This window comes from Rufibacter roseolus (genome assembly GCF_017916365.1).
Lineage (GTDB): Bacteria > Bacteroidota > Bacteroidia > Cytophagales > Hymenobacteraceae > Nibribacter > Nibribacter roseolus.
On the sequence record NZ_JAFMSU010000001.1, the window covers coordinates 699,169 to 724,022 of the forward strand.

Genomic DNA, 24,854 nt, shown 5'->3' on the forward strand with positions numbered 1-24,854 from the left:
TAAAACTGGCCTTTATGCAGACCCTTGAAGCTATTTTAGAGCACTTGGCTCACCAACTGGAAACGCTCTATGAAGCTCCGGAGGCCCGCACCATGGCCGAGTGGACCCTGCAGCATGTGCTGGGCGCGGGTAGGTTTGAGTTGTTGCGCCGGCGGAAAGAAGAGGCTCCCGAAGAGGTGCAAAAACAGGTGCATGGATATCTGGAGCGGCTGCTGCGGCATGAACCACTGCAGTATGTCTTAGGCGAAGCCTCTTTCTATGGCCGGGAGTTCAAGGTCACGCCATCAGTGCTCATTCCAAGGCCCGAAACAGAAGAGTTGGTGCAGCGGGTCATCAGAACCTATCAGCATAAGGCGGGAGTAAAGTTATTGGATATTGGCACCGGGAGCGGCTGTATTCCAATCACGCTGGCGGCTGAGCTGCAAAATGCCCAGGTCTGGGGTTTAGATGTTTCCTCGGAGGCGTTGAAGGTGGCAAGGGTTAATGCTCAGGAGTTAGGGCAATCGGTCACCTGGCTGCAGCAGGATATCCTGCAGGAGGTACCCGCTTTAGAACTGCAAAGCCTGGATGCCGTGATCAGTAATCCGCCGTACGTGCTGGAGGAGGAGAAAGGCCAAATGCGGCAGAACGTGCTGGCGTTTGAGCCGCACATGGCGCTGTTCGTTCCCAATGAAGATCCCTTGCTTTTTTACCGGCGCATTGCAGTAGTGGCGCAACAACTGCTGAAGAAGGGGGGCAAACTCTACTTTGAAATAAATGAGCGCTTCGCCGAAGAGACACTAGAAATGCTGAAAGAAATGGGCTATCAGGAAATCAGGGTTTGTAAGGATCTGCGGGGAAAAGATCGGGTATCTGAAGCAGTCTGGGAATGATTTTCTACTGAAAGCGTGATGAATACAACCACGTTACCGGGAATTATTATAAAAACCCCTACCTTTGCGGCTGCAAAAAAATGATATCCAAATAAGACGGTTATCCGTAAAGAGTCCGGCTCTTTGAACAAGCTCCAGTACCATGAACCAACCTGCTTCCGCGTACACCGCCCATGAAACCGCTGTCATTGACGAAGGCTGTACCATTGGGGAGGGGACCAAGATCTGGCATTTCTCGCACATCATGTCTGATTGTGTCATTGGAAAGCGCTGCAATATTGGGCAGAACGTGGTTATTTCTCCCGGAGTCGTCTTGGGGGAGAATGTCAAAATCCAAAATAACGTATCGGTTTACACCGGGGTGGTGTGCGAGGACGATGTCTTCCTAGGCCCTTCAATGGTATTTACCAACGTGCTCAACCCCAGAAGCGCCATTAACCGGCGGGGAGAGTATCAGAAGACCCTGGTACAGAAGGGTGCCAGTATCGGGGCCAACGCCACCGTGGTGTGCGGCCATACTATTGGGGCCTACGCCCTCATAGGCGCCGGAGCCGTGGTGACCAAGGATGTGCCGCCTTATGCGCTGGTCTACGGAAACCCCTCCAAGCAGCATGGGTGGGTCAGTGAGGCTGGGCACAAGCTGGCCTTTGATGGCATGAATGAAGCTATTTGCCCGGAAACAGGCGAGAAATATAAAATAGAGAATAATCAAGTAACTAAATCGTCCATTCAAATAGATTAACTGTGTACCAGCAACTCCTCAACAAAGAAGCCAAACTGGCTGTCATCGGATTAGGATATGTAGGACTTCCCATTGCCCTGGAGTTCGCCAAAAAAATCAGTGTTATCGGGTTTGACATCAATGCCAAGCGGGTAGAGTTGATGAAAAACAACGTGGATCCAAGCGGTGAGCTGGAGGCATCTGCGTTTGAAGGATGTGATATCACCTTCACCAATGACCTGGAAGTTTTAAGAGAAGCCCGGTTTTTCATTGTAGCCGTGCCCACCCCTATTGATAACCACGCTTTGCCAGATTTGAAGCCTCTCCTAGGTGCCTCCACCACGGTAGGTAAGGTTTTGAAACAAGGCGATTATGTGGTGTATGAGTCTACCGTATACCCAGGCTGCACTGAAGAAGACTGTATTCCAATTTTGGAGCGTGAGTCTGGCCTGAAATTCCCTGCTGATTTCAAAGTAGGTTACTCCCCGGAGCGCATCAACCCAGGCGACAAAGAGCACACGCTTACCAAGATTGTGAAGGTGGTATCTGGCTGTGACGCAGAGTCTCTGGACATCATTGCAAAAGTTTATGAGCTGGTGATTCAGGCTGGGGTGCACCGTGCATCTTCTATTAAAGTAGCCGAGGCTGCCAAGATCATCGAGAATACCCAGCGCGACGTGAACATCGCCTTGATGAACGAGCTGTCCATCATCTTTGACCGGATGAACATCAATACCTACGAAGTGTTGGAGGCCTCCGGCACCAAGTGGAACTTCCTGAAATTCTTCCCGGGTCTGGTAGGTGGCCACTGCATCGGCGTGGATCCTTACTACCTGACCTACAAAGCCAAAGCGCTGGGCTACGATTCCAAAATCATTCTGAGCGGCCGTACCATCAACGACGGCATGGGTGCTTATGTAGCCAGCAAAGCCATAAAAATGATGATCAAGGAAGGGAAAGCCATTTCCAAAGCCAAAGTGTTGGTGATGGGTGCTACCTTCAAAGAGAACGTGGAGGATATCCGTAACTCAAAGGTGGCCGATGTGATCAACGAACTGAAGAGCTTCGGGGTGCAGGTAGACGTGGTGGATCCGTATGCTTCTTCTGAAGAACTGGAGCATGAGTACGGTTTCGCCTTAACGGCTAACCCAAGTAATGACTATGATGCGGTGGTTGTGGCCGTAAACCATAAAGATTACCTGGAGCTGGACGAAAACTATTTCCAGAGCATCTCCGCCGATAGTCCTATTGTCATTGACCTGAAAGGGATTTATCGCGGAAAAATCAATACATTGCCTTACTGGAGCTTATAATCTATTCTTATGAGTAAAATTCTTGTTACCGGCGGAGCAGGCTACATTGGCTCCCACACCGTGGTAGAACTGGCACAGGCTGGTTATACGCCCATCATCGTTGATAATTTCAGCAATTCTGAGGAACGGGTGCTGGAGGGGCTTACCCAGATTCTGGGTAAGGAAGTACCCTGCTATAAAGTAGATTGCACCGATGCCGTTGCGTTACAGGAAGTTTTCTCAAAAGAAGGCGATATTACCGGCGTAATCCACTTCGCGGCTTATAAGGCGGTAGGAGAGTCGGTGAAGGAGCCTTTGAAGTACTACCACAACAACGTGGCCGGATTGGTAACCTTGTTGCAGGTGATGGAAGCCAATCAGGTAACTCAGTTGGTGTTCTCTTCTTCCTGCACGGTCTACGGTATTCCCGAGAAGCTACCGGTAACAGAGCAAACCCCTACGCAGAAAGCCAACTCGCCTTACGGCAATACCAAGAAGATTGACGAGGAGATTCTGCAGGATGTGGCCAATAGCGGCAGCTATGCTGTAAAGTCCATTGCCCTTCGGTACTTCAATCCGGTAGGCGCACATGAATCAGCGTTGATTGGGGAGTTGCCGCTGGGTATCCCAAGCAATCTGGTGCCTTTCATCACCCAGACTGCTGCCGGCATCCGGGAGAGTTTAACCGTGTTCGGGACCGACTACGATACGCCTGACGGAAGCAATATCCGTGATTACGTGCACGTAGTGGATTTGGCTAAAGCCCACGTGGCCGCCATCAAACGCTTGGAGAAACCAGATGCCGTACCCTACGAAGTGTTCAACATCGGTACCGGACAAGGCAGCAGCGTGCTGGAAGTGATTAAGGCTTTTGAAAAAGCTACCGGCCAAAAATTCAACTATAAAATTGGTCCTCGTCGCGCAGGTGACGTTCCTGCCATCTACGCCGATGTGACCAAAGCCACCCAGGAACTCGGCTTTAAAACGTCATTATCCCTGGAAGATAGCTTGGGCAGTTCCTGGGCCTGGCAGCAACAATTAATGAAGGTAACCTCTAAGTAAGATGAAAATACTAATCACAGGCGGGGCCGGTTTCATTGGTTCCCATGTAGTGCGGCTATTTGTGACCAAGTATCCAAACTACAAGATATTCAACCTGGATAAGCTTACCTATGCTGGGAATCTTCAGAACCTGACGGATATCGAGGATGCCCCTAACTACACCTTCATCAAAGGCGACATCACCGATCAGGAGTATATCAACGGTTTGTTCCAGGAACATCAGTTTGACGCCGTGATGCACCTGGCCGCCGAGTCGCACGTGGACCGGTCCATCACGGATCCTATGGCCTTTGTGCGCACCAACGTGAACGGAACCTGCAACCTGCTGCACGCTGCCAAAGAACTCTGGAAATCTGATTACTCTGGAAAGGTGTTCTACCACATCTCAACTGACGAGGTGTACGGTTCACTGGGCGAGGAAGGCATGTTCACTGAGGAGACCAAGTATGATCCACGTTCTCCGTATTCGGCCTCTAAAGCCAGTTCAGATCACTTCGTGCGGGCCTACCACCACACTTACGGCTTGCCGGTGAAGATCTCTAACTGTTCCAATAACTACGGACCCAATCACTTCCCTGAGAAGCTGATTCCGTTGGCCTTGAACAACATCAAGAACAACAGACCGGTGCCGGTATATGGCAAAGGCGAGAATATTAGAGATTGGTTGTACGTGATTGACCACGCCCGTGCCATTGACGATGTGTTTCACAAAGGCAAAGAAGGCGATACCTACAACATCGGGGGCGTGAACGAGTGGCGCAACATTGACCTCATTCACCTTCTGTGCGACATCATGGACCAGAAACTGAACCGTGAGCCAGGTACCTCCCGCAAACTCATCACCTTCGTCACCGACAGAGCAGGCCACGATTTACGCTACGCCATTGATTCTTCCAAGATCATGAATGAGCTGGGCTGGAAGCCATCCGTTACGTTTGAGGAAGGCCTGGAGAAAACGGTAGACTGGTACCTGCAAAACGAGGAGTGGTTGCAGAATGTGACCTCCGGAAGTTACCAGGAATACTACAACGAGCAATATGCCCGCTAAACCGCTAAATCAAAGTTAAAGATGCGTTTAGAGGCTGTTTTCCCGAAAACAGCCTCTAAACGCATCTTTGTTTATTCTGCTTACAAAGCAAAATAAAGGTTTCTTTTGAGAGAGATAACGCCATGTCAAAAGCATCAAATTGGGTAAAAAGGAACTGTGTTTTTAAGCCAGTTTTCTCAAAGTTGCCCTAAAACTCATTTTAATTTTTAATTCGTTATTAATTCCCCGTGTACGAGAATCCCTTTCATAACGGCTCTTTAGAGCAAACTTCCTTTCTAGTGACCGGCGGCGCCGGATTTATAGGTTCCAACTTAGTAGAGTACCTCCTAAAGTACAACGCCAAAAAAGTGCGGGTATTGGATGATTATTCCAACGGATTCCACAAAAACCTGAGGGCCTTCCAAGACAATGACCGTCTGGAAGTGCTGGAAGGCGATATCCGTAGCTTAGAAACCTGCATGAAAGCCTGTGAGGGAATGGACGTAGTGTTGCACCAAGCCGCTTTAGGCTCCGTGCCCAGGAGCGTGAAAGACCCGGTCACCTCTAATGAGGTGAACGTGGGTGGTTTCGTGAACATGCTCATGGCCGCCAAAGAGCAGAACGTAAAGCGCTTCGTTTACGCCGCTTCTTCCTCTACCTACGGTGACAGCAAGTCTTTGCCTAAAGTGGAAGACAAAATCGGTAAGCCCTTGTCTCCTTACGCGGTGACCAAATACGCCAATGAGTTGTATGCCGATGTATTCGGAAAGACTTATGGCATGGAGATTATCGGGCTACGGTATTTCAATATCTTCGGGCCGCGCCAAGACCCGAATGGGGCGTATGCGGCCGTGATTCCGCTGTTCATTGATGCGGTGCTTAACAACCGTGGGCCGAGAATGAACGGCGACGGGGAGCAAACCCGTGACTTCACCTTCGTGGAGAACTGCGTGGAAGCAAACATCCGTGCGGCGTTGGTGGAGAACCCTGAGGCGATCAACCAGGTCTACAACATCGCGGTAGGTGACCGGACTTCTTTGAATGACCTCTTCAACATCCTAAAAGAGGAAGCCGGCGTGGACGTGCAGGCGGAGTATGGCCCTGAGCGCGCCGGTGATATCCGCGACAGTTTGGCTGATATTTCCAAGGCGCAACGCTTATTGGGCTACAACCCACAAATCAGAATCCAGGAAGGTCTGCAAAGAACCCTGGCCTGGTTCCGTGACAACCAAGATTTTATATACAACCAGAAATAAGACCATGAAAGGAATCGTCTTAGCCGGAGGCTCAGGAACAAGGTTACACCCGCTCACGCTTGCCGTTAGCAAGCAGCTGATGCCGGTGTATGACAAACCCATGATCTATTACCCACTGTCCACGCTCATGCTGGCCGGTATCAAAGACATTCTCATCATTTCCACCCCGCACGACCTGCCCATGTTTGAGCGTCTGCTGGGCGATGGCAGCCAGATTGGATGTAATTTCAGCTACCAGGTACAGGAAGTGCCTAACGGATTGGCGCAAGCCTTTGTGTTAGGCGCTGACTTCATCGGGAATGACAAAGCGGCCTTGATCTTAGGAGACAACATCTTCTACGGTTCCGGCATGAGCAAACTTCTGCAGGCTAACAATGATCCCGATGGTGGTGTTGTGTATGCCTACCACGTGAATGATCCGGAACGCTACGGCGTGGTGGAGTTTGACGGGAACATGAAAGCCGTCTCTATTGAAGAGAAGCCGAAGCAGCCAAAATCAAGCTACGCGGTGCCAGGCCTTTACTTCTATGACAATGACGTGGTAGAAATTGCCAAGAATTTGGAGCCCAGCCCCCGCGGAGAGTACGAGATCACCGATGTGAACAAAGAATACCTGCGCCAGGGCAAACTAAAAGTAGGTATCCTGGACCGCGGCACGGCCTGGTTAGACACGGGTACCATCCAGTCCTTGATGCAGGCTGCTACGTTTGTGCAGGTGATTGAAGAGCGCCAAGGACTGAAAATCGGGTCTATTGAAGAAGTGGCCTACCGCATGGGCTTCATCTCTGCCGAGCAGTTGCAGCGCGTGGCCGAGCCTCTGCGCAAAAGCGGTTACGGCGATTACCTGTTGAGTGTCCTGAGAGAACAGAACAGCTTGTAAAAGCGATAAACATCAAACGGAAAGCCCTGTGAGATTGAGTTCTTCACAGGGCTTTCTATTTATAGGCTGTTTTTAGGGAATTGGGGCAGAAACTGACTAATTCGGAAAGATCAAACCAACTACCAAACCGGTCAAAATAAGGACAGGGGCTGGAATTCTGGTCCATTGCAGCAGCGCGAAGGTGAGTAGGACTAGCCCGAAGTTATAAGGAGTGTTCTCGATGGGATGGTAGAGCATAATGGCGGCCGCGCACACCATGCCACAGCCTACGGCGTTGATGCCCTCTAGCGAGGCCTGGATCACCCGGTACTTGCGGAGTTCCTCCCAAAAGCGAATCACGAAGAAGATCAGGAAGGTGCCTGGTAGGAAAATAGCGATGGTACACACCACACCACCCAGAATCTGCCCGCCCCAGCCGTATGGCCGCATGGCTAGGGTGCCGATGTAGGAACAGAAAGAGAAAACCGGGCCCGGCAAGGCCTGCACAAGCGCAAATCCAGACAAAAACTCTTTGGAGTTGAGATAACCCTTGAACTCCACAAACTCGGTGTACATCACGGGGATCAGCACCTGGCCACCGCCAAAGATAAGGCTGCCGTTCCGGTAGAAATTCTCAAACAGCAAGACCGCCCGCAGTTGCGTGAACCGGCCAAGCAAAGCCGCCGCAATCAAGACCCCCAAAAACAGGAGGAAATTGGCCCATTCTATCTTCATTGGCTGCTTCTTCAGCACCGGCTGCTTCTGGAACCTGAGTGCCGTCAGACTACCGCCTATCAGCAGCAGCACCGGAAATACCCAAGGGGACCTAAAGAAGAAGGCCAGAATGGCGGAAAACACCATAATCACAATCCCGCCTTTGGTGTAGACCACTTTAGAGCTGATCCGCCAGGCGGCAAAAGCTACGAAACCCACGGCCATGGGCTGGATGAACCGGGTGAAACCCAGGGGGGCGCCTTTGCCTTCCAGAAAAGAGATGATAAGGGCCGCGGCAATCATGATGATGGCAGCGGGCGCAATCCAGACCAAGAGCGTGAGGTAAGCAAGGTTAGGACCTCCCACTTTGAATCCGATGGCCGTGATGGTCTGGGTGGAGGAGGGGCCGGGCAGAATCTGGCACAGCGCGTTGAGCTCCAGCAGCTCTTTCTCGGTGATGTAGCGCCGTTTCTCCACCAGCAGGCGCAGCATCATGGCAATATGCGCCTGAGGTCCGCCAAACGCCGTGAGCGAGAGCGAAGCCACATCCTTCAGGAAAATATAATTACGAGGGCGCAATAGAACTTAGTGTTGAAAGCGTTTTTAGGCCTGTTTTATAAAAATAGACTTAAAAAACGAAAGGAGCCCCTAAAGGCTCCTTTCAAAGTCAAAAGAAGAGCTTATTTCTTCAGACCCAGCTCCACCAGGCGCTCGTTGAGGAATTCGCCGGCGGTGATGTCTGGGAATTGTTTCGGGTTCTGCTCGTCAATGCAGCCTTCCAGGCAGGTCAGGTCCATCTCTGAGCGTGGGTGCATGAAAAACGGAATAGAGAAGCGGGAAGTGTGCATCAGCTCGCGCGGCGGGTTCACTACGCGGTGGATGGTGGACTTCAGCTTGTTGTTGGTGTGGCGCGAGAGCATGTCGCCCACGTTCACAATGATCTGCTCAGGCAAGGCCGTGATCGGGATCCATTTCCCGTCGCGGCGAAGCACTTGCAAGCCATCAGCGGAGGCGCCCATCAATAGGGTGATCAGGTTGATGTCCCCGTGCTCGGCGGCACGAACGGCATCGGCTGGTACGGCATCCGGGTTCTCGATAGGGAAGTAGTGGATGGCGCGCAGGATGCTGTTACCGTTGTGCACTTTGGCATCGAAGTAATCCTCGGAAAGACCTAGATACAAGGCCAAGGCGCGCAGAACCTGCTTGCCAGCGGCTTCTAGACGGCTGTACGCCTCCAGGGCCACTTCCCGGAACTCGGTCACCTCTTCGGGCCACACGTTGTCTGGGTATTCTTCTTTGATAGGATCGTTGTCGGTTACTTCCTGGCCCACATGGTAGAACTCCTTCAGGTCGCCGGTGTTGCGGCCCTTGGCGTGCTCTTTCCCTTTACCCACGTAGCCGCGCTGACCCGCCAGACCCGGAATCTCGTATTTCTGTTTCACGTCATCTGGGAGGGCGAAGAATTTCTTGATAGCCGCATACAGGCGGTCGGTCAACTCATCGCTCAGGCCGTGGTTTTTCAAGGCGGCAAAGCCGATATTCTGGTGCGCATCACCCATTCCTTTCACGAAGGCCGCTTTGCGGGCCGGGTCGCCGGAGGTGAAATCGGCGAGGTCCAGCGATGGGATTTCCTCTAATAATTTATCGTTCATAAACCTGTCTTGACGTGTTTTGAAAAACTCATTTTAAATGCGGCACAAGTTACGAAATTTCTATCTTTGAAACATTCTGCGTATTTATACGAAAACCTAAACTATGAAAAAGAAACATTTGTCTTTTGTCGCGATAGCGGCCATGCTGCTGGCTTCTGCCTGTGATGGAAAACGTGCCTCTGATACTGAGGCAACTGTAACAGATACCACAGCTGTTGCTGACCATTCTGGCATGGCACATGACACCGCCGGGGTGCAGCACCAGGGCGCCATGGGCACGCCTATGGAAAAAGGAGGCCTGAAAGTATACTCCTACAGTAACTCCGTGGATTTCCCGAATGCCGACCTGGAACTGAACCAGCCCGAAAAGAACGGTAAAGTAACCGGTGACTCGGTGCAGTTCAACTACGAGGTGAAGAACTTCCAATTGAGCCAGCAAACCTCAGACGCGGGCACCCACGAGCACGCCAACTCCAAAGAAGGCCAGCACATCCACAACATTGTGGACAACGAGCCTTACACCGCGCACTACAAACCCACGTTCAAGAAAGCGATTAAGCCGGGTCAGCACGTGGTGTTGTCGTTCCTGTCACGCTCTTACCACGAGAGCATTAAGCATGACGAGGCCTATGACCTGCGCGTGATCAACGTAGGCAATGCCCCGGCCAGCGCAGCCAAGTTTGATGAGAAAGGCCAGCACCTGTTCTACAGCCGCCCCAAAGGCGAGTACAAAGGCGCTGATACCCGCAAAGTAATGCTTGATTTCTACCTGGTGAACACAGAACTGGCCAAAGACGGCAACAAGGTGCGCGCCACCATCAACGGCAATGAGTTCATCCTGGACCAGTGGCTGCCGTACCTGGTAGAAGGCCTGCCTATGGGCGAGAACACCTTCAAACTGGAACTGATCGATAACGCGGGTAAGGTGATCCCTGGCCCGTTCAACACGGTTGAACGCAAAATCACGCTGGCGCAGTAATCTGTTTCCGGCCCGTTTTCAGCAAAGCCGCTCCCAATAAGGAGCGGCTTTTTTGTTGTAAAATCGTAAATGTGGGTGTCAAACGTATAGAAAAGGCATGCCTTGTCTCTTTAATTTCTTCTCTCCTTTGTCCTCCTAAAAGGATCTTGTAGTCGAACTAGGAAAGCGTTGGAGAAGCGCTATGCCCGTTTGCCCACAAGATCTTTCCAGGATGACAGAAGAGAGGGTACTTTCAGGAGAGTGAGGGAATGACTCTCGGTCTGAGGGGCCAAATATGTTTTGGACCTGTTTTTAAGAAATCGGCCTAAAACAATTTGCTGCTGCAGATAGGGGAAAAGCCTGTGATATTTGTCTTGAAAGAGTTGTAATAAATAATTGGTGAATGCTACAAATAAGGTAAGTCACTTTCACAGAGGCTGTTTTGGGCAGGTTTAGAGAAAATCGTGCCCAAAACAGCAAATTTTTTTGTGCAGGCAACCACCGCCGGAAAACCTGCATCTTTAGGGTGACGCTTTTCGGCAGAGAGCATTTGTTTAGGGCATTTCACCAGCGTTGACCATGATACAGCTCCAGAACATCCATAAATACTACGCCATGGCGCAGAACAAGCTCCATGTGCTGAAAGGAATTGATCTGCACGTGCGGGAAGGGGAACTGGTCTCCATCATGGGTTCCTCAGGGTCTGGCAAATCCACGCTGCTCAACATCTTGGGTATTCTGGATGACTTTGACTCCGGCGACTACACCCTGGCGGGCACGCCCATCAAGAATCTCTCCCAAGCCAAAGCCGCCTACTATAGAAACAAGTTCCTGGGTTTCGTTTTTCAGAGCTTCAACCTACTTTCCTTTAAAAACGCCATGGAGAACGTGGCCTTGCCGCTCTATTACCAGAAAGTGGGCAGGAAGGAACGCAACAAACTGGCGCTGGAGTACCTGGACCGCGTGGGTCTGAAAGAGTGGGCCGAGCACTCGCCCAACGAGATGTCTGGGGGGCAGCGGCAGCGCGTGGCCATCGCCAGGGCCCTCATCAGCAAGCCCAAATTGATCCTCGCCGATGAGCCTACCGGCGCCCTGGACACCAACACTTCCTACGAGGTGATGGAGATTTTCAAGGAAGTGCACAAGCAAGGCATCACGGTGGTGATTGTGACCCACGAGAACGACATCGCAGACCAGACCGAACGGGTGATTCGCTTGAAAGACGGCCTCATCCTGGATGATGGTCTGGGGAATAAAACCGAGGAATTCCTGACGCCCGTTGCCTATACCCAAGCTTAACATCGCCGCGCATGTTTGACGTTGACAAATGGCAGGAGATTCTGGGTACCATCCGGAAAAACAAGCTCCGTACCTTTCTCACGGCCTTTGGCGTGTTCTGGGGCATTTTCATGCTGGTCATGCTGCTGGGCTTTGGACAGGGACTGCAGAACGGCGTGTTTAACCGCTTCGGGGATGGAGCCAAGAATGGGATATTCTTCTCCGGAGGCAAATCTTCTATGCCTTATGCTGGTCTGGGGCCGGGCCGCGAGATCAAACTCACGAACGAGGACCTGGCCACCATTGAGCGCGAAGTGCCGCAGGTGCAGATCATCTCGCCGCGCAACCGCCTGTGGGGCGAGTACACCATCAACTACAAAACCGAGAACGGCTCTTACCAGGTCTTCGGGTCTACGCCTGAGTTTCTGGAGGTCAACGGCGAGCGCCTGAAAGTGGGCCGCCTGCTCAACGAAAACGACATCAAAGAAAAACGGAAGGTCATTGTGCTGGGCGAGAAAGTGCGCGAGGTGCTGTTCAAAGACAAGACCGGCCTGGAAGAGTACGTGAACATCCAGGGCATCCACTTTAAGGTGGTGGGCATCTTCACGGTGCGTGGCAACAACGGCGGTCGCCGGGAGGAACGGGCTTATATCCCTTTCTCCACCCTGCAGACTACCTACAATCAGCCCAACCAGGTACAGTTGGTGGCCATGGTGGCACAGCCCGGCGTGAAGGCGGTGGTGATTGAAGAAAAGGTGAAAGCGCTATTGGCCCAGCGGCATAAATTCTCTCAGGAAGATGTCCAGGCCTTGGATATCAATAACGGCGAGAAGGAGTACGAGCAGGTTATGGGCCTGTTCAACGGCATCAACATGTTTGTGTGGGTGGTGGGCATCGGCACGCTCATCGCGGGCATTGTGGGCGTGAGTAACATCATGCTCATCATTGTGAAGGAACGCACCCGCGAGATCGGCGTGCGGAAAGCCTTAGGAGCCACGCCGGTGTCCATCGTGAGCATGATTTTGCAGGAATCGGTGGTGATTACGGCTTTCTCGGGCTATTTGGGTTTGCTGGCCGGCGTAGGTCTGCTGGACCTGATGCGCTATGCTCTGGAGAAATCCGGCGCTGATTTGCCGTTCTTCGCCAACCCCGGCGTGAACCTGGGGGTAGCGGTTTCCGCCACGGTGCTGCTGGTGCTGGCCGGGGCCATAGCCGGTCTCATGCCCGCCCTGAAAGCTGCCAGCATCAAACCCATTGAAGCGCTCAGAGCAGAGTAGTTTAAAATTAAGAATTAAGAATTAGGAATTGGTGCAGACAGGTGTCCCACACCTTCTTCACAAGGAACTCAGAAGCTGTTTGCGGACTGATTTCCGGAAAACAGGCTTAAAACGATTATTGACTCAGGACAATAGACTCAGGACTCAGAACTCCCACTTATGATTGATGTAGACAAATGGGCTGAGATTTACGCCACTGTCAAGAAGCACAAGCTGCGGACGGCGTTGACGGCGTTTGGCGTTTTCTGGGGCATCTTTATGTTGGTGCTCTTGCTGGGCGCGGGCAAAGGGCTGGAGCACGGCATCACCAATGACTTCAACATCGCCAAGAACGCCGTATTCGTCTGGACCCAGCGCACCAGCGTGCCGTACATGGGCCTCAAAGCCGGCAGGTTTGTGCACCTGACCAATGATGACGTGAAAGCCATTCAGGAGCAGCTGCCTGAGGTGGGCATCCTGTCACCCAGCAACGGATTGGATGGCACGTTCACCGTTAGCTACGCCAATAAAAACTCGTCCTTCAACGTGAGCGGCGATTACCCCGAGATGCTGTACGTGGATCCGCTCACCATCTCTACCGGGCGTTTCATCAACCGCATTGACATTGAGGAGAAACGCAAAGTGGCCGTGATTGGGCCGCGCGTGCAGGAGGTGCTGTTTAAGGAGGGTGTAGACCCTATTGGCAAATACATCAACATCAAGGGCAGTTACTTCCAGGTGGTAGGCAAGTTCACGCCGGTAGGCAAAGGCGAAGACATTGTGTACGCCTCCCAGACCATTTACATCCCCAATACCACGCTGCAGCAAACCTTCAACCAGCCCAACCGCATCGGGCACTTCAAGATCATCCCCGCACCGGGCGTGCCCGCCGAGGTAGTGGAGGAGAAGGTGAAAACCCTCTTGGCGCAGCGCCACCAGGTAGCGCCTACAGATCTGAAAGCCTTCGGCTCGGCCAATGTGGAGAAGGAGTTCAAAGACGTGCAGGGGCTGTTCGCGGGTATCTCGGGCTTTAGCTGGATCGTGAGCATCGGGACCATCATTGCGGGCATCATCGGGGTGGGCAACATCATGCTCATCGTGGTGAAGGAACGCACAAAGGAAATAGGTATCAGGAAGGCGCTGGGCGCCACGCCTTGGTCGGTGATCAGCTTGATTCTGCAGGAATCGGTGGTGATTACCAGTATCGCGGGCATCTCTGGACTTATTGTGGGAACGGGGCTAGTGGCTTTGATTAGTTACCTCATGGAGCGCTTTGAGGTGGATGCCGGCTTCTTCGCCAGCCCTGAGGTTGATCCGCAGGTGGCTTTGATGGCCGTGGTGCTGCTGATTGTGATGGGCGCCATTGCCGGCCTCATTCCCGCCACCAAAGCCGCCCGGGTGAACCCGGTAGAAGCCTTGAAGGATGAGTAAGTTCTGTTTTGAGCCCGATTTATAGAAAACGACACCAAAACACCTCTGCGGCACCACAAGGGCCGGGGATTTGAGATAGCACATCAGCACATTAACACATTAGCACATTAAACAAATGAAAAAGGTATTTCTAGGGTTGTTCATCGTCTTGTTTCTGGCCGGCAGCGTCTGGATCGGGTACTACTTCTACAAGAAATCGAACGCTGATCCGGTGGTGTATAAGACCGAGAAGCCGTTCTACACCAATATTGTGAAGAAGACGGTAGCTACGGGCTCCATTGTGCCGAGGAAGGAAATCCAGATAAAGCCGCAGGTGAGCGGCATTGTGGAGGAACTGTACGTGGAGGCGGGGCAGACGGTAAGGGCCGGGCAGACCATCGCCAAGATCAGGATTGTGCCCAACATGGTGAGCGTGAACAACGCCGAGACCAGCGTGCAGACGGCCCGCATCGCGTTTGAGCAGGCCAGACGGGAGTTGGCGCGCCAGAAGATGCTTTATGACCAGAAAGTAATCGCGGAGCAGGAATACAACAAGTTTGTGCTGGACTACAAGCTGCGCCGGGAGGACCTGACTGCGGCCGAGAACAACCGCCAACTGGTAAAATCAGGTACTTCACGGCGTACCGGGGGCTCCAACATCATCATCTCCACCGTGGACGGTATGGTGCTGGACGTGCCCGTGAAAGTGGGCGCCTCGGTGATTGAGCGCAACAACTTCAACGAGGGCACCACCATCGCGGCCGTAGCCGATATGAAGAGCCTCATCTTTGAGGGCAAGATTGACGAGTCTGAGGTGGGCAAGCTGCGCGAGGGCATGGATCTGAACCTCACCATCGGGGCCATAGAGAACAAGGTGTTCAAGGCCAAGCTGGAGTACATCGCCCCCAAGGGCGTGCTGGAGGAAGGGGCCGTGAAGTTCCAGGTGAAGGCCCAGGTGATGCTGCAGCCCGGCGATTTCCTGCGGGCCGGTTACAGCGCTAACGCTGACATCGTGCTGGACCAGAAACAGAACGTGCTGGCCATAAAGGAAGGTTTGCTGCAGTTCGGGAAGAAAGGCAAAGACAGCGTGTTTGTGGAGGTGGAAACCGGGCCTCAGCAGTTCAAGAAGAAACTGGTGAAAACCGGCCTGTCTGACGGCATCAACATACAGGTGGTAGACGGCCTCAAAGCCAGCGACAAAGTGAAAGTGGTGGAGGCGGCCTCGCCGGATGAGGAAAAGAAGGCCTCGTAGTGAATAAATGAAAGTAAGCGCAGCCGCAAGCAGGGTAGAAAACAGTGTATCAAACATCAAATTAAAACAGATGAAAAAGACAAAGTGGATTACCTCCGGGATGTTAAGCATGGTCTTCTCCCTATTGTTGCTCACGGCGCAGGCAGCCGGCATCAGCCCCACCGAGCTGAAGATGGACAAGATCCTGAACACCTATGCCACCAGGATGAAAGCGGCCTTCCTGGAGAAAAACGACGAGAAAACCATCGCCCTCATCAAAACCGCCTCTGATGAGGCCGGTGCCGAGATGCACAAACTCAAGCCCGAGCTGGAGAAGTGGGCCCAGGAACATAAAAACTTGAAAGGTGCCGAGAAAGAGGCCTTTGAGAAGCGGTTCCAGTCCAAGCCTTATTTCAAAACCATCTTTGAGGTGATGCTGGACCCCGCCGTAGCCAAACGCCTGCAAGCTAACCCAGCCCTGGACCAAGCCATCAAAGAAGGCAATAAAGCGTTCCCTAACTTCAAATCTGCTGAGGACAGCAACATAGAAGAAGCTTCTGGATTTGACGAAGGATAAAACCTTTGCCCACTTCTTCTCAAAGCGCGACAACTCTGCCCGGGGTTGTCGCGTTCTGTTTTAGCTTTGTTTCCCGGAAAAGAGCCGTAAAACCCTTCTCTGCCCCAAGGCATTCACCCCAACCAAAAACCAAAATGAAAAGCCCCGCCTTTACTGTTCAACTGCACTTTGAGTCTGAGCACAGCATCACCGCCACCGGCAAACACGTGCGCGACGGCCTCTCCGCCGTACTGCGCACCGGCGATTACCTCTGGATGAGCTGCGATGAGCAAACCACCCTGGAGCGCCTGAAACTCACCGGTGAACAGACCTTCGGCGAGCACGTGCACTTTGACCTGAGCCAGTACCTGGACCTGCCCGATGGCACCAATTCAGAGATTGACATTGAAGGTCTTGGCGAAGGCGGGGGATACCTTTGGCTGGTGGGCTCGCATAGCCTCAAGCGCAAGAAACCACGCAAGGAAGACTCTATAGAAAAGCAGATCAAAAGGCTGGCCAAGGTCTCATCTGATCCTAACCGGTACCTGCTGGCCCGCATCCCGTTGGTGCAGGACCCCGAAACCGGCGAGTACACCCTTGCCAAAAAGTGCACTGATCCCGAGGACCCCTCCAAAAAGCTTCGGGCCGCCCAACTGGTGGGTACTAAAACGGGAAACCAACTTATGGATGCCTTCCAGAATGACATCCACCTAAAGGATTTCCTGCCCATTCCGGGGAAAGACAACGGGTTTGACATTGAGGGCTTGGCCGTGCACGAAGACCGCATCTTTGTGGGTTTGCGCGGACCGGTGCTGCGTGGCTGGTCTATGGTGGTGGAGCTGCAGTTAAAGGATGGGGAAGAGAAAGGTACCCTGCAGCTCAAGGCCAACGCAGACGGCTCGCTATACAAAAAGCACTTCCTGCACATGGTAGGCAAAGGTGTGCGGGAACTGCGCGTCAAAGACAATGACCTCTACATTCTGGCGGGCCCCACCATGGACCTGGACGGCACCATTGCCGTGTACCGCTGGCCCAACGCCATGGTGCAGTCCCTAGAGGGTGAACAGATGGTGCACCGCAAAGAACTGGATCACCTCTTTGATGTGCCCCACGGCAGCGGCTCCCACTCGGGCCTGGACAAAGCCGAAGGCTTGGGCATCTTTGACGAGGAACACCTGCTGGTGGTCTTCGACAGCCCCAGAGACGAACGTAAAACAGACAAAAATGCTGTCACCGCCGATGTATACCGCATCAAGGACTAGTGAAATTTAAAGCTTGCCCTTAAATAAGTTGCCTGGCCTGGCGTTGAGAAAAAGATTACTCTCTTCAAATCAAACATGACCGTTTCGGGGCTGTTTTCTGTATAACAGCCCCGAAACAATTCACCTTCCCGTACCTGCGCCGCATGAAACACGTTTTCGCCCTGCTTTTGATGGTCCTGCTCTTGGCCGGCACCGGTTTTGGCCAGGTGAAAGGCACCGTCACCGACAAAGCCACAGGAAAGCCGGTGGCCTTCGCCAATATCTGGGTAGAGGACGAGAACCTGGGCACCACCTCCTCTGAGAAAGGCGAGTTCGGGTTTGCTTCTTCCGCGTTGCAGGGGAAAACGCTGGTCATTTCCTGTTTAGGCTATGAGCGGATGCGCCTCCTCATCTCGGGCGGAAATCTGAATATTAGCTTGGTGCCTTCGGCGGTGGCCCTCAATGAGGTAACGGTGAAGAAAAGCACCAAACGCAGCAAGCTCGTCATCAACAAACTGGATGATAACACTGAGTATTCTTTCGGGAGCAATGGCACGCCCTGGATTGTAGCCCAGTACATTCCTTACGAACCCAATTACGCCGCCACGCCTTTTCTGGACCAGATCTCGCTCGTGACCCTGAGTAACCTTAAAAATGCATCTTTCAAACTCCGCCTCCTGCGGGTAGGCGAGGACGGCGCCCCCGGCCCCGACCTCCTTTCCATACCCCTCATGGGCCTGGCCCCGAAAGGCATCAAGACCGTGATCCTGGATGTAAGCCAGCACGACCTGCAGATGCCGGCCAAGGGTTTCTTCATCGCGTTTGAGTGGCTCGTGATCAAGCAGAACCGCCACGAGGCCGTTGACCCCGAGACCGGCGCCAAAGAAGTACCCGCCAGAATCTCCTACGAGCCCAGCATCCGGTGCTACGGTCCTGACCAACGCAGCCCCAACGGCTGGATCTACCACCAGGGCAAATGGGTAAGCACCAGCCAACGCGAAGGCGACGCCATTAGCTTCGCCACCCCACAATTCCAGCTCACTTTGAGTAATTAAGGCCTGAACTAGAGTAACAGCAATTCCCTCCTGACTTCTTTATTTTTATTGTCATCCTGAAAGGATCTTGTGAGCGAACGGTAAAAGCGCATAATACATGGTTTTCTAGCTTGCCCACAAGATCTTTCCAAGATGACAAATAAGAAGGAGGATGGAGAGTGTCCTTTAAAAGATGTTTCTTTTCAGGCCTCTTTTCCTGAAAACAGGTCAGAAACATTTCCAAACTTAAAAACCTTACCAAACAGAAGAGCCGCCCCGGGTTACCAAGGCGGCTCTTCTGTTGATTATCTATGGACAGCGGTTAGTTGCGCTTGCTTTCCACGGTATCAGGTTTTGGTGGGGTGACGCGGGATTTGTCAATGGCGTCGTAGACAACTTGCATCACCTTGGTGCGGGTGTTCAGCTTGCTCAGAACCGAGCTCTCGCGGGTGGGGTGCACGCGGTTAGACAGGAACACATACACCAGTTGGTTCACCGGGTCTACCCAGGTGTAAATGCCCGTGAAGCCGGTGTGCCCGAAGCTCTCGGCCGGGGCGCTCCTGGCGGCGTTCCCGTTCTCGGTGCCCGGCTTGGACGGACGGTCAAACCCGAGGGCGCGGTAGTTGTCTGGGCAGAACTGGCATTTGCTGAACGTGCTCACCGTTTTGTTGGCGATGTAGCGCTTGCCGGCGTAGATCCCATCGTTGAGGTACAGTTGCATCACCTTGGCCAGGTCATTCGCGGTCCCGAACAAGCCTGCGTGGCCGCTGATGCCGCCCAGCATGGCAGCGCCTTCGTCATGCACCGTGCCGTGCAGCAACTGCTTCCGGAACAAGGTATCCACTTCGGTAGGCACAATGCGCGACAACGGGTAGTACTTGTAAGGGTTGAACGTTAATGTAGTAGCGCCCAGCGGCCCGTAGATGTTCTTTTTCAGGTAGGTCTCAAAGTCCTCGCCGGTGATGTTTTTCACTACCAGCGGCGCCAGAATGAAAGACAGGTCACTGTACACGTAGCCCGGCTTGTCATTCAGTGGTGACTTCTTGATCTGTTCGTAAATTTCCTCGGCGTAATCTTTCCGGATGAACAGGTTCTTGGCCACGCGGTACGGGAATTTATCAGAGGAGTCTGCTTTGAAGATGTTCGGCTTCAGCTCGCCGTTGGCCTTCACGGTCTCTCTCCAAAACGGAATCCAGGACTTCAGGCGGGCCTGGTGCGTGAGGATGTCGCGGTAGCGGAGGTTCTCTTTGTCTGAGCCTTTCATCAAAGGCAGGTACTCGCCCAGGGTTTTGTCCACATCAAACTTGCCCTCGCCGTTCAGTTTCATGTAAGCCGCCAACGATGTGGTGATCTTGGTTACCGAGGCCAGGTCATACAGGTCTGTGTTCTTCACCGGCATCTGGTTCTCGTAGGTATGATACCCGAACGACTTGGCGTAGATCACTTTCCCGTTCTTGGCTACTAGCACCTGAGCGCCAGGGGTGGCTTTGGCTCTAATGGCCTGGTTTACCAGCGTGTCAATCTGCGCGAAATCCTCTGACCGAAGGCCTACGGCTTCTGGTTGCGTATAGGCCAGCCGGAGGCCGGCATCGGTTTTCAGGCCATTGTTGATTTTGAAGTAATTAGACACGTTCACCGGCAACTTGCCTTTGGCGCCCACCCCCCCGAAAATAATCTGGGCGGCTACGTCCTGGGTTAAGGCATTCTCCTGGTAGGTGGCCAATACGCCGTGCGCTTTCTCAATGTCTTCAAAACGGTTGAGGCTGTACACGTTGCCAAATACGGTCACAATGGTCTGTTTGGAACGGATCAGGTCTTTCAGGAACAGGTTCATCTCGGCGGTAATTCCGAAGGTGTTATTGCCGGAGGCCTTCAGTTGCAGCTTATGGACACCTACCAGAATGGTGTTATAGTTTTTCAGCTTGTCTTTAAGCGCCTGCAGGTCAGCGATGGAGCTGGTGGGCGGCAAGAAGAAGTTGTCCACTTTCGCGTATTTGGCCAGGTTCCGCTGGAATTCAGTCTCTGTGCTGGTGCCCAGCGCCAGAGCGGCAATATTCAACGTGTCCAGCGTTTTGATAGGCAGGATGTTGTCTTTGTTGCGCAGCAGCGTAAGCGAAGCCTCAGTTAGCTGGCGGTTAATGAATTCGGCGGTGGGGTTATTCAGGTCCTGGATCAGGTTTTTGGTTTCAATGGGTTGCCACTTGTCCAGACCCGCCCACTGTTTAGCGGCCAGTACTTTCCGGCAACGGGCATCTACCTCGGCCTGGGTAATTTCCTTGTTCGCGATGGCTTTCTTCACCTCCTCAATGGTGGTTTTCACGTCCATGGTGTTCAGGAGAACATCGTTCCCAGCCAGTAAGGCCTTCACGTCCACAATGCCGGGGGCGTAAAACTTGGCCACGCCTTGCATGTTCAGGGCATCGGTGAAAACCAGGCCTTTAAAGCCCATCTCTTTCTTGAGCAGATCGCTCACAATGTTCTTGGAGAGGGTAGAGGCTACGTCTTTGGTGTTGTCCAGCACCGGAATGTTCATGTGCGCCACCATGAGGCTGCCCAGACCGTTTTTCATCAGCTCTCTGAAGGGGTACAATTCAGTAGAATCTAACCGAAGTTTAGAGAAGTGTAGCACCGGCAAGCCGTAGTGCGAGTCCACGTTGGTGTCGCCGTGGCCGGGGAAGTGCTTGGCGTTGGCCATCACTTTATTGTCCTGCATGCCTTTCACGTACGCCAGGGATTTGCGGGTCACGTTGTATTTGTCTTCGCCGAAGGAGCGGAACCCGATCACGGGGTTGTTGGCGTTGTTGTTCACATCCACTACCGGCGCGAAGTTCACATGGATGCCCAACCGGCGGCACTGGCGCGCAATCTCCGCGCCCATGTCATAGATCAGTTTCTCGTTTTCAATTCCGCCCAAGCTCATCTGGTACGGGAACGATACCGTGCTGTCCAGGCGCATGCCCAGGCCCCACTCGCCGTCAATGGAAATCATGAGCGGCACTTTGCTTTCACGCTGGTAGCGGTTGGTCATGTGCGCCTGCCGTACCGGTCCGCCCTGGAAGAAGATCAATCCGCCCACCTTATAGGTAGTCACCAACCGGCTGATAGAGTCTATGTGCACCTGGTTTTTGTTGGAGTACACCGGAATCATGATCAGCTGCGCAATGCGCTCCTCGGGCGTGAGGGTCTTGAACACGGAATCTACCCATTTCTGGTTTGCACCCATAAATGGCGGATCGGTTTTTGGATTAAACACTGGCACCGCAGGTTTCTTGGCCGCCGCTTTCTTGCTTGCCGTTACCTTTTTAGAAGCCGGGGCTTTCTTTTTAGCAGCAGCAGAGGCCTTTTTGGAAACGGTTTTGGTGGTTTTAGCGGATTTTTTGCCGCGGGTCTGGCCGTGCAGGGAAATGAACCCTACCGCAAACAGAAAAATGAAGACGAGGGGGAGAAAACGGAGGTTTTTCAAGGCAAAAAGCAAGGATAATGGAAGTACGTAGCGCGAAAGAGTGCAAATTACAGCATAATTCTGGAAAACAGGCTCATAAAGGAGCAAAGTTCCAGTTTTAAGCCACGGCGCTCTTTAATAACCTGATAGTTCCGGCGGTGGCGTCTATCTCGGCCTCGGCTCCTACTGGTACGGTAAATTTGTGGGTTATGTGACCTATCATGGCCCCGGAATACACCGGAATTTTCAAAGACTGTAGATGTTGCTCTAACACCTCTTCCAGCGTGAGCGACCCGTAGCTTCCTTTGCCGGGCTCGCAGTCTGAGCATTTGCCGAACACCACGCCTTTGACTTGGTCCAGCACCCCGGCCAGTTTCAATTGCGTGAGCATGCGGTCTACCCGGTACACAGCCTCGTTCGTGTCTTCCAGGAACAGGATAGCGTCTTTCCAGTTGGGCAAATAATCTGATCCTAGAATGGCGGTGAGCACCGTGAGATTGCCGCCCACCAGCTTGCCCTGCGCCGTGCCGGGGGTGATGGTGGTGATGCGGTCTTTGGTGATGGTGAGGTTATCGCCCAGTTCTTTGGGGTTCTCAAACAGCGCCGGACTGCCGTCTACCAGCACTTGCCGGAAAGAATCTACGGAGAACTTGTTCCAGGTGGCGGACCCCACCGGGCCATGGAACGTGATGAGGCCGGTTTTTGCGTTGATGGCCAAAAGCAGCGCCGTAATGTCTGAGTACCCGATGAGCGGTTTGGGGTTCTTCTGGATGGTCTTGTAGTCCAGCAAAGGCAGCAACCGGGCGCAGCCCCAACCTCCGTGGATGGCCAGAATACCTTGCACACTTTTGTCTGCGAACATGGCGTTCACATCCTCGGCCCGCGCCTGGTCTGTACCCGCCAGATACCCGAACCGGTCAAACACGTGCTTGCCCATTTTCACTTTCAGGCCCAGCGCTTCAATGGACTCTTTGGTGATCTGCACCACCTCCTTGCTGAACGCCGCGCCTGCCGGACAGATGAGGCCTACCGTGTCGCCGGGTTTGAGGCGGGGCGGCAGAATGGTTTTGGGGCCTTTCTCAGGAGCAGTAACTGAGTTGAAACCCAGCAAAGGAAGAGCCGCGGCGGCCACAGAAAGCGAAGCCAGCACCTCACGGCGAGATCGAAGTATCATACGTCAACAGGTTTAGCGGATAGAAGGGAAAACACCGCGTTAAAATAAAGAGATTGTTCCTGTTTCGCGTGTTTTGGGCCTGATTTTTCAAATTGAGGCTTAAAACGGAAAAGCAGTGTAGTACGCATATCGTCCCCCTTTGAAGGGGGTAGGGGGATGACCACTCGTGCTGAATATGGCATTCCAGATAAGTAGGGCCATCCCTTGTGGTTGCCCTTGCTCTGAGCGGAAGCTTTCCATAATTGATATGGCTTTGTCATCCTCCTACCCCCTTCAAAGGGGGACGGAATGCGTGAGATAATTTTAATAGGATGTCCTATCCAGAGTGCGAAGGCCACATTTTTCTGACGTAATTTTTGATGCTGTCAGAATCTTGGATTAACTATGGGTTCTAAACTGTTCCTGTATGTTCCTTCGTCTCCCGCGCCGCCCATTGCTCTCGTTTCCTTGCCTTTTTCTACTGTTTCTGCTGGGCTGTAGTACACCTAAACAGGCGCCGGTAGTCACGACGACCCCACCGCCGCCCCCACCGTACGGCCCCGAGGAAATCAAACGCCAGGTGCTGGCTTCTGAAATTGGGAAGAACCGGTTTGTGGGCTTCGCGCTGTATGACCCGGCCCTGGGGAAGATGGTGGTGGAGCATAACACTGATAAATACTTTGTGCCCGCCTCTAACACCAAGCTGTTCACCTTTTATGCCAGCTTGAAGATGCTGGGCGATTCCATTCCGGCACTCAAATATGTGGTGCACGGAGATTCGCTGATCTTCTGGGGTACCGGCGACCCCACTTTCACCCACATGGACCTGAAGAACACCCGCGCCTATGACTTCCTGAAGAACCGCAAAGAGAAGCTGTACTATCTGGAGGCCCCCTTCGCCAGTACGCCCTTCGCCACCAACTGGGGCTGGGACGATTATAACTATTACTACCAGCCCGAGCGCAGCGTTTTCCCCATTCACGGCAACATTGTGAAGTTTACCCGTAAAGGAGGCCCTACGCAACGCTACACTACCACGCCGGCCATCTTCAAGCCTACCATCAAAACCGATACCGCCCGTTATCCGCACAACGACACCTTTATGCGTGCTTGGCGCACGAATGAACTGACCTATTATCCTAAACACGCCTCGGCGGATTTCTCCGTGGAAGTGCCGTTCATCCCGTCTCCGGACATGACCGTGCGGCTCCTGGCCGATACCCTGAAAAGGAAAGTGACCTTGTTGAAGAAGCGTGCCCTGCCCCTGGGCGCCCAGACTTTCTATGGCCTGCCTTCAGACTCGGTGTACAAACGCATGCTGCAGGTGAGCGATAACCTGATGGCCGAACAGCTCATGGTCCTCTGCTCCGGCACCCTGTCAGACACGTTATCCATTGAGCGCGGCATCAAGCACGCCGTGAAAACCTACCTGGCAGACCTGCCCGATGCCCCCGTTTGGGTGGATGGCTCTGGTCTTTCCAGCATGAACCTGTTTACGCCGCGCAGTATTATCGCGCTGCTGCAGAAGCTCCAGCAGGAACGTCCCACTGAGCGACTGCTTCCGCTCATGGCCACCGGCGGCCGACCCGGCACTTTCCGGAACATCTACAAAGCCGAGCCTCCTTTTGTCTTCGGGAAATCCGGTACTCTGGCCCACGTGCACAACCAAAGCGGCTATATTATGACTAAAAGCGGAAAACTGCTGCTCTTCAGTTTCATGAACAATAACTTCAGCGTCTCTTCCGGTGATATTCGCAATGAAATGGTCCGGATCATGACGGAGGTGCATGAGAAGTATTGATAAGTAGCTCTCCTGTTGAAGCAAAGTCTGTTTTAAGGC

The 24,854-nt window shown here is 53.1% G+C and carries 20 protein-coding genes; 16 read left to right on the top strand and 4 right to left on the bottom strand.

Going from position 1 to position 24,854, the window contains the following annotated elements; genetic code table 11:
* The first annotated feature begins 14 nt into the window (after positions 1–14).
* From prmC to rfbA, 7 genes are all read left to right on the top strand, one after another.
* Positions 15–872 carry a peptide chain release factor N(5)-glutamine methyltransferase gene (prmC, locus tag J3P35_RS02960; RefSeq protein WP_210462885.1) on the top strand — a complete coding sequence of 286 codons (858 nt, stop codon included), beginning with the start codon at positions 15–17 and terminating at the stop codon, positions 870–872.
* A gap of 142 nt (positions 873–1,014) precedes the next feature.
* A complete protein-coding gene (locus tag J3P35_RS02965) occupies positions 1,015–1,614 on the top strand; it encodes an acyltransferase (RefSeq protein WP_210462887.1) in 600 nt (199 codons plus the stop codon).
* Positions 1,615–1,616: 2 nt separating this feature from the next.
* Entirely contained in the window at positions 1,617–2,906 is a 1,290-nt protein-coding gene (locus J3P35_RS02970; RefSeq protein ID WP_210462888.1) for a nucleotide sugar dehydrogenase, read from the top strand.
* A gap of 9 nt (positions 2,907–2,915) precedes the next feature.
* The gene (galE, locus tag J3P35_RS02975) at positions 2,916–3,947 is read left to right on the top strand and encodes a UDP-glucose 4-epimerase GalE (RefSeq protein ID WP_210462889.1); all 1,032 of its coding nucleotides are present in this window, start codon (positions 2,916–2,918) and stop codon (positions 3,945–3,947) included.
* A gap of 1 nt (position 3,948) precedes the next feature.
* Positions 3,949–4,995 carry a dTDP-glucose 4,6-dehydratase gene (rfbB, locus tag J3P35_RS02980; protein ID WP_210462890.1) on the top strand — a complete coding sequence of 349 codons (1,047 nt, stop codon included), beginning with the start codon at positions 3,949–3,951 and terminating at the stop codon, positions 4,993–4,995.
* 227 nt (positions 4,996–5,222) lie between these two features.
* On the top strand, positions 5,223–6,230 hold the full coding sequence (locus tag J3P35_RS02985) for an SDR family oxidoreductase (protein WP_210462891.1): 1,008 nt from the start codon (positions 5,223–5,225) through the stop codon (positions 6,228–6,230).
* Between the two features lie 4 nt (positions 6,231–6,234).
* Positions 6,235–7,110, top strand: coding sequence for a glucose-1-phosphate thymidylyltransferase RfbA (rfbA, locus tag J3P35_RS02990; RefSeq protein WP_210462892.1), 876 nt, complete (start codon positions 6,235–6,237; stop codon positions 7,108–7,110).
* 96 nt (positions 7,111–7,206) lie between these two features.
* Here rfbA and chrA read toward each other — a convergent pair whose 3' ends face one another.
* Positions 7,207–8,382, bottom strand: coding sequence for a chromate efflux transporter (gene chrA / locus J3P35_RS02995; protein ID WP_210462893.1), 1,176 nt, complete (start codon positions 8,380–8,382; stop codon positions 7,207–7,209).
* A gap of 101 nt (positions 8,383–8,483) precedes the next feature.
* Complete coding sequence (locus J3P35_RS03000; RefSeq protein ID WP_210462894.1) at positions 8,484–9,455, bottom strand: isopenicillin N synthase family dioxygenase; 972 nt, start codon at positions 9,453–9,455, stop codon at positions 8,484–8,486.
* Positions 9,456–9,558: 103 nt separating this feature from the next.
* On the opposite strand from J3P35_RS03000, the gene J3P35_RS03005 reads away from it, so the two are divergent.
* From J3P35_RS03005 to J3P35_RS03040, 8 genes are all read left to right on the top strand, one after another.
* A complete protein-coding gene (locus J3P35_RS03005) occupies positions 9,559–10,434 on the top strand; it encodes a hypothetical protein (RefSeq protein WP_210462895.1) in 876 nt (291 codons plus the stop codon).
* Between the two features lie 558 nt (positions 10,435–10,992).
* Positions 10,993–11,712, top strand: a complete 720-nt coding sequence (locus J3P35_RS03010) for an ABC transporter ATP-binding protein (protein ID WP_210462896.1) — start codon at positions 10,993–10,995, stop codon at positions 11,710–11,712.
* Positions 11,713–11,723: 11 nt separating this feature from the next.
* A complete protein-coding gene (locus tag J3P35_RS03015) occupies positions 11,724–12,968 on the top strand; it encodes an ABC transporter permease (RefSeq protein ID WP_210462897.1) in 1,245 nt (414 codons plus the stop codon).
* 159 nt (positions 12,969–13,127) lie between these two features.
* Positions 13,128–14,378, top strand: a complete 1,251-nt coding sequence (locus tag J3P35_RS03020; protein WP_210462898.1) for an ABC transporter permease — start codon at positions 13,128–13,130, stop codon at positions 14,376–14,378.
* A 115-nt stretch (positions 14,379–14,493) separates the two neighbouring features.
* Positions 14,494–15,609 (top strand): efflux RND transporter periplasmic adaptor subunit, encoded by a 1,116-nt coding sequence (locus J3P35_RS03025; RefSeq protein ID WP_210462899.1) that lies wholly within the window; start codon positions 14,494–14,496, stop codon positions 15,607–15,609.
* A 70-nt stretch (positions 15,610–15,679) separates the two neighbouring features.
* Positions 15,680–16,165: a hypothetical protein gene (locus tag J3P35_RS03030; protein WP_210462900.1), complete on the top strand. Its 486-nt coding sequence runs from the start codon at positions 15,680–15,682 to the stop codon at positions 16,163–16,165.
* A gap of 134 nt (positions 16,166–16,299) precedes the next feature.
* Positions 16,300–17,406 carry a DUF3616 domain-containing protein gene (locus tag J3P35_RS03035; RefSeq protein WP_210462901.1) on the top strand — a complete coding sequence of 369 codons (1,107 nt, stop codon included), beginning with the start codon at positions 16,300–16,302 and terminating at the stop codon, positions 17,404–17,406.
* A 143-nt stretch (positions 17,407–17,549) separates the two neighbouring features.
* The gene (locus J3P35_RS03040; RefSeq protein ID WP_210462902.1) at positions 17,550–18,440 is read left to right on the top strand and encodes a carboxypeptidase-like regulatory domain-containing protein; all 891 of its coding nucleotides are present in this window, start codon (positions 17,550–17,552) and stop codon (positions 18,438–18,440) included.
* Between the two features lie 301 nt (positions 18,441–18,741).
* On the opposite strand, the gene J3P35_RS03045 is transcribed toward J3P35_RS03040, so the two are convergent.
* On the bottom strand, positions 18,742–21,642 hold the full coding sequence (locus tag J3P35_RS03045; RefSeq protein WP_210464050.1) for a glycoside hydrolase family 3 N-terminal domain-containing protein: 2,901 nt from the start codon (positions 21,640–21,642) through the stop codon (positions 18,742–18,744).
* 337 nt (positions 21,643–21,979) lie between these two features.
* Positions 21,980–23,035 carry a S66 peptidase family protein gene (locus J3P35_RS03050; RefSeq protein WP_210462903.1) on the bottom strand — a complete coding sequence of 352 codons (1,056 nt, stop codon included), beginning with the start codon at positions 23,033–23,035 and terminating at the stop codon, positions 21,980–21,982.
* A gap of 406 nt (positions 23,036–23,441) precedes the next feature.
* Between J3P35_RS03050 and J3P35_RS03055 the strand changes: the two genes are divergently transcribed.
* Positions 23,442–24,815 (top strand): D-alanyl-D-alanine carboxypeptidase/D-alanyl-D-alanine-endopeptidase, encoded by a 1,374-nt coding sequence (locus J3P35_RS03055; protein WP_210462904.1) that lies wholly within the window; start codon positions 23,442–23,444, stop codon positions 24,813–24,815.
* Positions 24,816–24,854: the final 39 nt, after the last annotated feature.

Excerpts from the sequence above, each read along its gene's own strand:
- galE (WP_210462889.1), top strand. The coding sequence starts at position 2,916 with ATGAGTAAAATTCTTGTTACCGGCGGAGCAGGCTACATTGGCTCCCAC.
- J3P35_RS03050 (WP_210462903.1), bottom strand. The coding sequence starts at position 23,035 with ATGATACTTCGATCTCGCCGTGAGGTGCTGGCTTCGCTTTCTGTGGCC.
- J3P35_RS02965 (WP_210462887.1), top strand. The coding sequence starts at position 1,015 with ATGAACCAACCTGCTTCCGCGTACACCGCCCATGAAACCGCTGTCATT.
- J3P35_RS03010 (WP_210462896.1), top strand. The coding sequence starts at position 10,993 with ATGATACAGCTCCAGAACATCCATAAATACTACGCCATGGCGCAGAAC.
- J3P35_RS03045 (WP_210464050.1), bottom strand. The coding sequence starts at position 21,642 with ATGGGTGCAAACCAGAAATGGGTAGATTCCGTGTTCAAGACCCTCACG.
- J3P35_RS03005 (WP_210462895.1), top strand. The coding sequence starts at position 9,559 with ATGAAAAAGAAACATTTGTCTTTTGTCGCGATAGCGGCCATGCTGCTG.
- J3P35_RS03020 (WP_210462898.1), top strand. The coding sequence starts at position 13,128 with ATGATTGATGTAGACAAATGGGCTGAGATTTACGCCACTGTCAAGAAG.
- J3P35_RS03025 (WP_210462899.1), top strand. The coding sequence starts at position 14,494 with ATGAAAAAGGTATTTCTAGGGTTGTTCATCGTCTTGTTTCTGGCCGGC.
- rfbA (WP_210462892.1), top strand. The coding sequence starts at position 6,235 with ATGAAAGGAATCGTCTTAGCCGGAGGCTCAGGAACAAGGTTACACCCG.
- J3P35_RS03035 (WP_210462901.1), top strand. The coding sequence starts at position 16,300 with ATGAAAAGCCCCGCCTTTACTGTTCAACTGCACTTTGAGTCTGAGCAC.
- prmC (WP_210462885.1), top strand. The coding sequence starts at position 15 with ATGCAGACCCTTGAAGCTATTTTAGAGCACTTGGCTCACCAACTGGAA.
- J3P35_RS03015 (WP_210462897.1), top strand. The coding sequence starts at position 11,724 with ATGTTTGACGTTGACAAATGGCAGGAGATTCTGGGTACCATCCGGAAA.
- J3P35_RS03055 (WP_210462904.1), top strand. The coding sequence starts at position 23,442 with ATGTTCCTTCGTCTCCCGCGCCGCCCATTGCTCTCGTTTCCTTGCCTT.
- J3P35_RS03000 (WP_210462894.1), bottom strand. The coding sequence starts at position 9,455 with ATGAACGATAAATTATTAGAGGAAATCCCATCGCTGGACCTCGCCGAT.
- rfbB (WP_210462890.1), top strand. The coding sequence starts at position 3,949 with ATGAAAATACTAATCACAGGCGGGGCCGGTTTCATTGGTTCCCATGTA.
- J3P35_RS03040 (WP_210462902.1), top strand. The coding sequence starts at position 17,550 with ATGAAACACGTTTTCGCCCTGCTTTTGATGGTCCTGCTCTTGGCCGGC.
- J3P35_RS03030 (WP_210462900.1), top strand. The coding sequence starts at position 15,680 with ATGAAAAAGACAAAGTGGATTACCTCCGGGATGTTAAGCATGGTCTTC.